Source organism: Nocardioides sp. P4_G10, from assembly GCF_056401175.1.
This window is the reverse complement of the sequence record NZ_JBFUJV010000043.1, coordinates 1-7,371: the sequence shown is the minus strand read 5'-3', so window position 1 is coordinate 7,371 and position 7,371 is coordinate 1. Positions and strand designations below refer to the sequence as shown.

At 68.4% G+C, this 7,371-nt stretch carries 5 protein-coding genes; 1 reads left to right on the top strand and 4 read right to left on the bottom strand.

Annotated features, from left to right (window positions below; all coding sequences use genetic code 11):
- Positions 1–29 precede the first annotated feature (29 nt).
- A complete protein-coding gene (locus tag AC1DP1_RS23115; protein ID WP_477508837.1) occupies positions 30–3,668 on the bottom strand; it encodes a glycosyl hydrolase in 3,639 nt (1,212 codons plus the stop codon).
- Between the two features lie 472 nt (positions 3,669–4,140).
- Between AC1DP1_RS23115 and AC1DP1_RS23110 the strand changes: the two genes are divergently transcribed.
- The gene (locus AC1DP1_RS23110) at positions 4,141–5,223 is read left to right on the top strand and encodes a LacI family DNA-binding transcriptional regulator (RefSeq protein WP_477508836.1); all 1,083 of its coding nucleotides are present in this window, start codon (positions 4,141–4,143) and stop codon (positions 5,221–5,223) included.
- 65 nt (positions 5,224–5,288) lie between these two features.
- Here AC1DP1_RS23110 and AC1DP1_RS23105 read toward each other — a convergent pair whose 3' ends face one another.
- The 3 genes from AC1DP1_RS23105 to AC1DP1_RS23095 all read right to left on the bottom strand — a co-directional run.
- A complete protein-coding gene (locus AC1DP1_RS23105; RefSeq protein ID WP_477508835.1) occupies positions 5,289–6,485 on the bottom strand; it encodes an MFS transporter in 1,197 nt (398 codons plus the stop codon).
- A 62-nt stretch (positions 6,486–6,547) separates the two neighbouring features.
- Positions 6,548–6,748, bottom strand: coding sequence for a LuxR C-terminal-related transcriptional regulator (locus AC1DP1_RS23100; RefSeq protein WP_477508834.1), 201 nt, complete (start codon positions 6,746–6,748; stop codon positions 6,548–6,550).
- Positions 6,749–7,054: 306 nt separating this feature from the next.
- Positions 7,055–7,371: substrate-binding domain-containing protein (locus AC1DP1_RS23095; protein WP_477508833.1), on the bottom strand; the 317-nt coding region annotated here is incomplete at its 5' end.

Below are 7,371 nucleotides of genomic sequence, written 5' to 3'. Positions count from 1 at the left end.
CTCCCGGGCCCACGCTTGTTCCTTGCGTCTCAGCGGCGGCCGCTCACCCGCTTTGCCGCTGAGGTCGCCTTGCCGTCCGCGTGGCCGGCAAGTTGTGCGGTCACCGTGACGGTGATCTTCTTGCCGCGGTCCTTGGCCTTGACCTTGTAGGTCTTGCCCGTGGCCCCCTTGATGACCTTGCCGCTCGCCTTCCACACGTACGTGTAGGAGGTAGCGTCCGGCGCCCACTGGCCGTGGCGAGCCTTGAGCTTGCTCCCCACGTGCGCCTTGCCGACGAGCTTCGGCTTCTTCGTAGCCTTCAGCGCGTCACCCTGGGCGACCTTGACCGCGGCGGACGTTGCCGTGGCGGTGCCGCCGGGGCCGGTGGCGACCACTGTGCAGGCGACGGTCTTGTCCACCAGCGCCGCGTCGAGGGCCAGGTTCTGGCCGGTGGTGCCGGCGATGGCGGTGCCGTTGGCGGTCCAGCTGTAGGCGAACGAGGTGGCGTTCGTCCACGTGCCGGGCTCGCAGCGGAGGGTGGAGCCGACCTTCGCGGTTCCGGTGATGGTCGGGGTTGCGGTGTTGGCCGGGACTGCGGTGCCGGGGTTGCCGGTGCCGGGTGCGGTGGCCTCGGCCTGGGCGGTCGGGGTGAGGGTGACCGGGCCGACGATGCCGTACTCCTGGGTGACGCCGCGGGTGGCGACGGCCGGCAGGACGGTGGCGAGCTGGTTGTTCAGCGTCGTCGAGACCCGGACGGTGACCGCGTTGGTGCCGGTCTTGAGGTAGTCGCCGACGTCAGCCTTCGCCGAGAGCGGGTCGATGGAGACCGACTGTCCGTTGACGGTGAGCGCCATCGTGTCGACGACCTGCCCGAGCGACAGGACGGCCGAGCTGCCCTGCTGCCAGGTCGACGGCATGTCGACGTTGATGGAGTAGGTGCCCACACCGGACACGCCAGCCAGCTCAGGGACGTCCGGCCACGCCTTGAGACCGTTCATCGTCACATCGACGACGTTCTTGGCGATCTCCGCGCCAGCGGCACCGGTGGTGCCGACCGGGTTGGCGTTGGTCCACTTCTCGACCGACACGTTCCACGTCTTGTCGGTGAGGTCGACCGCAGGGGTCGCTGCACCGATGGTGCCGCTGACGGTGCTGCCGTCGGAGAGCTCTGCGGTGTACGTGCCGGGCTCGGTGTCACGCAGGACGACCTGGTCGCCGGACACGACGGCCTGGTCGGCGGTGGTGGACACGACGTGCCGCTTGAGGGCGCTCACGCCGAACTTAGCGGGGTCCTTGGTGAGGGCCACGATGGTGGACTCGTCACGACCGAGCGCGACGTTGACCGTGACCGTGCCGTTGCCGACCGTGTACTTGCTGATGGGCGTGATGGTGCCGTCGACGGTGTCGAGCAGGTACGGCGCGCCTTCGCCGGTGAGGGTGACGTCGAGGTCGACGGCTTCGCCCTTCTGGCGGCACGGGGTGAGGGTGCCGGTGTAGCGGCAGGCCTCGGGCTCCTCGTAGACCATGTCGCGAGAGGCCCAGTCGAGGCGCTCCTCGCCCTGGTTGTAGAGGAAGTAGTAGTCCGTGCCGGCGGCGCGGTCCTTGAGGTGGCGGCCGAACATGGTGGAGCGCTCGGACGGCTTCATGTCGGGCTGGACGCCCCACGCGGCGAGCTTGGCGGGCACGCCGGCCTCGGAGGCGACGCGTCGCACGGTGGGCTGCTCGAGGATGTCGGACCACACGGCGCGCAGCTCGGCGTCGTCGCCGTTGTCACCGGGGGTGGTGTCCGGGGCGGCGCCGACGAGGAGGATCTTCATCCCGTCCTCTGCGAGCTCGAGCATCTTCTTGGCGGTCGCGACCGGCATGGCGGACTTCAGCGGGTGCCACGGGGTCTGCATGCCGGTGTTGACGATGAGCGTCTTGTACGACGGGCCGGCGGCGTTGAGGACTCCGCCGGTGACCTTGGCGTCCTTGGACGCGAGCAGGGTCGGGTTCACGTAGTCCCAGCTGTACCCGGCCCGCTGCATGGCCTGGTCTTCCCACATGCGGTTCTTGAACGGGGAGCCGTCGGTGTTGACCAGCGAGCCGGCCGGCCACTCGAAGGAGTGCAGGTACACGGCGACGTCGATGTCGGAGCGACCCTGAGTGACGACCTGTTGGTTGCGGGCCATCCACGTGTTGAACTCTGGGGCGTCGGACTCCCAGTTGGGGTTGCGCGGGCCCCACGAGCCGCTGAAGCTGGTCGGCCCGAAGTTGCCGTAGCCGGGCCAGGTGCTCGTCGGCGAGTAGCCGGTCGGGTACACGTGGTAGACGTTCTTGGTGATGCCCGCGGCGAACGACTTGTTCATGCGAGCCTGGACGTCCTGAAGCGTCTCGACGTAGTTCTGGCTGCCGACGGCGCAGCACTCCTCGGAGTACCACGGGTTGCCGGTCCAGCTGTTCGCCGAGGCGATGGCACGCCAGATGTCGATGTTGTCACCCACGAGCGACTCGTGCTCGGGGCGCTGGAGGTTGTACGCCATGTCGATCTGGTCCTGGTACGGGGCGTCGGCGCCACCGATGTTCGGGTCCTCCGGCTGCAGCCGCAGCGTCATCCCGTGCGTGTTGGACCACGCGGTGAACGGCTTGATGCGGTTCTCGATGTAGAGGTCGTTGCGGACCTGGTAGAAGTCGCTGCGCACGCGCTGGTCGCGCCCGTTGCTGTAGCGGAAGTCGGCGTAGAACAGCGCCGCGAGGTCCGGGACGAGGTTGTAGCCGGCACGCGACTGGAAGTCGGTGGCCATGCTGCTGCTCCACAGCTCGGTGACGTTCGCCCACGGGTCGGTGGGGTGGGAGTCGACGAAGATGTCGGCACGGTTGGCCTTCAGCTTCGCCTTCAGCTCCGGCGTCCACAGGGCCTCGTAGCCGTCCATCATCGCCTGAGTGCCCTGCTTGGTGAGGGTCTCGGGGGCGTTCTGGAATGCCGAGGTGCGGAACGTGACGAGCTGCCACTGCGCGCCAGCCGGGGTGGCGGGGGCGGTCCAGTTGATGTTCCCGACCGTGGAGCCGCCGAAGAAGCCGGCCGTGTTCTTGTCGGTGATGCTCGCGGTCAGGTTGATCGCCGAGCTCCGGTCGAGCTGACGCGGACCGGTGGTCTCACATGTGGCGCTCGAGCAGCGGTAGGCGATGACGGCGACCAGGGTGCCGGTACCGGGCAGGGCGCCGGTGAAGTTCTCGCCGGCGTTGACCGTGGTGCGGTTGTTCGTCAGCGTCTTGCGGGTGTAGTCGTTCGTGTTCACCCACGTGCCGGTGACGGGCGCGCCGCCGGAGTACTTGATGCCGACCTTGATGCCGAGCTCGTTGGCCTTGTCGAGGATGACGGACAGCTGCTCGTTGGTCGGGTTGCCACCCTGACCGATCTCCACACCCGCAATGTTCGCCTCGGCCATGTCCTGCAGGTCGCTCAGGAGCTGCTCGTTCGTGGTGGTCGCGGGAACCCAGTTCCAGCGCACCCAGGCCTTGTCGTTGGACGGCGGGTTCGCGAACGTGTCGCCCGTGAGCTCGGTGACGGGGTTGACCCCGTTCCAGTAGTTGACCTTGGCCGGTGCCGCGGCGGCTGGAGCCGCTGGTGCTGCGGAGGCGGTCACCGCGGGCGCGGCGACGGAGCCGGCGGCGGCAGATACGGCGAGCACGGCGAGCGCGCTCGCCATCACTCCCCTAAGTCGCCGAGGCGACGCAGCGCGTGGACGCTGGGACATGCGTTCTCCTTCTTCGTAGCCCGTTGAGGCGGGCGTGACGACGGTCGACATCCCGGTGGGGTCGACGGACCAGCCGGAGCTGGTGGGCGGAGATCGCGCGGACGCCTGGGGCGGCCACTGCCTTCGGCGGCTCCCACGCGATCTCCGTTCCCGCGTTGGCCGTCCGGCTCGGGGGAACCAGACTCGCGGGCTTCTGAAACGCTTCACGTGGCGTGAGTCACAAGTTTGCGACGTCGTCTGTGACGACCGCAACAGCGCAGACCAACTACGGCATTCACGGTTCGTATGCTGCGTATGCACGTTCTTGGAAGTCACCAATGTGAGTCTCGTGGAGCCCTGTAAGCAGGGGTCTCGAGCGCTACCGTGAAGGTCCGCGCGCCACCTCTGCAGGGCGCAACGCTCTGAACGTTTCAAGAGGATGTCGATGACGAACCGGTCCACCCAGGGACGTGTCCCGCGGCCCGCGAAGCAGCTGGTGCCCGGCGTGGTTGTTCAGTCCGCGCTGGGTCGCGCCCCGCGCATGGATGACGTCGCGACCCTGGCGGGGGTGTCGCTGGGCACGGTGTCGAACGTCCTCAACCGGCCCCACCGGGTGACGGCTGCGAACGTCGCTCGGGTGCAGGACGCGATGGCGCAGCTGGGGTTCGTTCGCAACGAGTCCGCCCGCCACCTGCGTGCTGGCCGCTCCAGCACTGTGGGGTACGTCATGCTCGATGCCACGAACCCCTTCTTCACCGACGTGTCGTCAGGCATCGAGTCCACAGCCGAGGCCGAGAGCCTGTCGCTGTTCTTGTGCAACAGCAGCAACAGGGCCGAGCGGGAGGTGGCGCACCTCGAGCGTCTGCGGGAGATGCGAGTCGCCGGCATCCTGGTCACCCCGCTGGACCCCTCAGCCGGACACCTGGCCGAGATCGCCGCATCGGTCCCGTTGGTGGTCGTGGGTGCGCGCACGAGCCACGAGATCTGCAGCGTGTCGGTCGATGACGTCCTGGGTGGGCAGCTGGCCATCCAGCACCTGGTCGACCTCGGTCACGAGAGGGCCGCGTTCGTCGGTGGTCCCAGCGACCTCACCCAGGTAAAGGACCGGATCGAGGGCGCCCGTCAGGCCTGGCGGGAGGCCGGACTCGACGGCGCCAACCTGACGGTGCTCGGCACCGAAGGGCTGGACGTCGACCAAGGCCGAGCGGCCGGCGAACGCCTCGCCGGACTGCCGAAGCGGCGGCGTCCCACCGCGGTGTTCTGCGCCAACGACCTATTAGCGCTGGGGATGCTGCAGCATGCCATCGCGACGGGGTGCCAGGTGCCCGGCGACCTGGCGATCGTCGGCTACGACGACATCGACTTCGCACGTGCCGCAGCCATCCCCGTCACCTCGGTCAGCCAGCCCAGAGCCGAGCTCGGACGCGCAGCGGGGCGCCTGCTCATCGAGGAGTCGAACACCTCAGGGCACGTTCACCACAACCAGGTGTTCAAGCCCGAGCTCGTGGCGCGCCAGTCGACGTTGTAGCCCCGGTCGACGCTGTAGCCCACCGGGACACCTCGAACGCACACCGCAGCCCGCCATGGTGAAGCTCACCACGCCGGCGGGCGATGGTGACGGTCCAGACGCGGTATCCACCAGGTCGCGATCGCGGTCGACAGCGCACTGAGGACGAACAGGGTGACGAAGAGCGAGCGCGGGCTCTCGAGCGCCACGGCCGGGGTGAAGACGGCGGCTGCGGCTGCGACGACGCGCGCTACCGCCAGCGCGGTTCCTTGCACGGCCGCACGGTGCAGGGTGGGTAGGAGCTGCTGGGTCCAGAGCTTGAAGGCGGTCTCGCCGGAGAACGGTGCCCCGGCGGCAAAACAGACGACCAGGATGATGAACCCCTGGGGGGTCGGCCAGATCGCGACCGCGAGCCAGCCGGCGGTCGAGATCAGCGCACCGGAGACGATCCAGCGATGTCGCCGCCGGCCATCGGCCAGGAGCGCGAAGACGACCGATAGACTCAGCCCGACTGGGATGCCGAGCAGGATGAGGACTGCGGCCCCTCGCTCGGTGCCGTCCATGGCCTTGATCCACAGGTAGGTCTTGAACTGCCCCAATGTGTTCGCGCCCAGGTTCCATGCGGTGTAGTACACAGCCAGGGAGATGGCGCTCAGTCYGGTCGCAGAGGCGAGCAGGTCGAGGCGAATGAGCGGCCCGGTCCCTCTGGTGGGCGTGGGTGCGGCGTTACGGAGTCGTTGCATCTCGCGGGCCCATTCGGGCGACTCTTTCAGCTCCATCCGGAAGGCGAGCACGACCACGGCCACCACGAGCAGGTGCAAGTAGATGAGGCGGCCAGCAGTGGCGCCTAASTCAGCCAGAAGCACTCCCAGGAGGCCCGTCGCTGCGATGCCCACGACCCAGAGCGCCTGAGTGAAGGCGATGGCCCTGCCCTTGGCGCCGGCCGGGGCGCTCTCGCCGACCATCGCGAGCGAGGTGGGCAGGTCGGCGCCGATGGCCAACCCTGAGATGACCAGGCCGAGGGCGAGGCTGCTCACGCTCCACGCAGACGCCAGGAGGGCCACCCCCGCCGCGTACAGAACGAGCGATGCGACCAGGACGCGTCGGCGGCCCAGTCGATCGCCTGCGCGGCCGCCCGCGATGGCACCTGTTGCGAAGGCGAAGGTGTGGGCGCCGAGCAGCAGCCCGGTGCCCGCGGCGTTGAGGTTGAGCGCGTCAGCGTAGAACCCGCCGACGACCAGTCCTGAGGCAATGATGGCGCCGGCATCGAGGTACGACGCCATGCCAGCCACCAAGACCGTGCGCCACACCCCGCTCGAGGAGCGGGACGCTCGGTGTACGTGCATCACAGGATGTGGGCGCGCAGGGCGAGGACGACGGCGTGCGTGTTGTTCCGGGCATTCAGCTTGCTGCGCACCGCCTTCACATCATTTCTGACCCGGCGCACGGGTGCTCCCAACTCGGTGGCGATTCGCTGACTCGTCCAACCTTGGGACAAGAACCCCAGCAGGGCAACGTCGGCCTCCGTCAGATCATGGTCTGGCATGGATGGTCCTTTCTCGGGGTTCACCTCGGCCAATCCTGTGTATCCGCGCGATCCCTCGAGGCGGCGCCATTCCTGCGTGGACGAGCCCGCTGACGGACGCACGTACGAACGCACGTCTAGGGAGATGGCTGGCGACGCAGACGCGGAGGCTGACAAGCACGGTCGACATTCGCGCCGGACAGGAGACGGGTCCCCAGGTGCACTGGCGAGTCGGTGCATGAAGCTGGTGCTTCCCGGGTCCGGCCGGAGGATCGTTCGACCGGACCCGGGAGTTGGAGGTGGCGCAGCCGACCTAGGACCGGCCGGTCAGAAGTCGAAGTCGGCGATGTTGTCGGCGTTGAAGGTGAACGGCTCACCGAGCAGGACGACGCCGTCGGCGCCGACCTCGAACTCGCCGAGGTCGCCCGCCTCGAAGGAGTCGCCCTCCTCGCCCGAGATGTCGCCGTTGGCCAGGGCGGCCGCGGCGTATGTGGCGAGGGCGCCGAGGTCGCTCGGGTTCCACAGTGCGAAGGACTCGACGGTGCCGTTCTCGACGTACTCACGCATCTGGTTGGGGGTGCCCAGACCGGTCAGCGCGACCTTGCCCTTGGAGGAGGAGTCCGACAGGTAGCGGGCCGCGGCCG

What these genes read in the sequence shown, in the direction of transcription:
- AC1DP1_RS23115 (WP_477508837.1), bottom strand. Translation starts at nt 3,668, where the DNA reads ATGGCGAGCGCGCTCGCCGTGCTCGCCGTATCTGCCGCCGCCGGCTCC.
- AC1DP1_RS23110 (WP_477508836.1), top strand. Translation starts at nt 4,141, where the DNA reads ATGACGAACCGGTCCACCCAGGGACGTGTCCCGCGGCCCGCGAAGCAG.
- AC1DP1_RS23100 (WP_477508834.1), bottom strand. Translation starts at nt 6,748, where the DNA reads ATGCCAGACCATGATCTGACGGAGGCCGACGTTGCCCTGCTGGGGTTC.